Genomic DNA, 633 nt, shown 5'->3' on the forward strand with positions numbered 1-633 from the left:
CGCCACGATGTTGTTGACCTCGATGGCGACCGTGGAATTCTTCGCCTTCTCGAACGGCGAGCTGGAGCGATACCAGGCATTGACCTTCTCGGTTGCCGGATCGGATGTCCTGAGCAGGGCATAGGTGCGATCGATATATTGCTTCTGCACCACCGCATCCGGCGTGACCGAGCGGAAGTTCGAAACGAAGCCACCAAGGGTCGCACGCACGACGCGGGGATCGGCATACTCGATCTGTTGCGGGAAGCCGGCTGTCGCCGCGGTCCCGAGCTTGTCGACTTCGACGATGTAGGGAACGAGCTTGACCTGAGTCGACTGATAGAGTGCGTAGGAAAAGCCGACGACCGCCATCAGCATGCCGGTGATACCGACAATGCGCCAGGCAGATGCCGCCTTCACATAAGAGCCATAGCGTTCGCTCCATTCCTGACGGGCGGCAAGATAGGGGTTATCGGGCGCGCGATTGGCAGTCATTGTCCCGTCCTTCTTCAAGATTTGTCATTGCGTTCGGGAGGCGGCGTGCGCCGGCCAGACCCACTGCGGTTGCCATCGAGCTTGGCATTGGCAAGCCCGAGCAGCGATCCGGCATAGGCGCCGGGCGAGCCGATCGCCTTTTCCTGGCGGCCGATCCGG

The 633-nt window shown here is 61.3% G+C and carries 1 protein-coding gene and 1 pseudogene; both read right to left on the reverse strand.

Features of this window, described 5'->3' with window-relative positions:
- The coding region (locus RCCGE510_RS32430; RefSeq protein WP_007637751.1) for a VirB8/TrbF family protein at positions 1–474 on the reverse strand (474 nt) is incomplete at its 3' end.
- A 14-nt stretch (positions 475–488) separates the two neighbouring features.
- A pseudogene (locus RCCGE510_RS35900) lies at positions 489–633 on the reverse strand (conjugal transfer protein TrbL); the annotation flags it as partial.

The sequence above is a fragment of the Rhizobium sp. CCGE 510 genome, from assembly GCF_000292525.1.
Classification (GTDB): Bacteria; Pseudomonadota; Alphaproteobacteria; order Rhizobiales; family Rhizobiaceae; genus Rhizobium.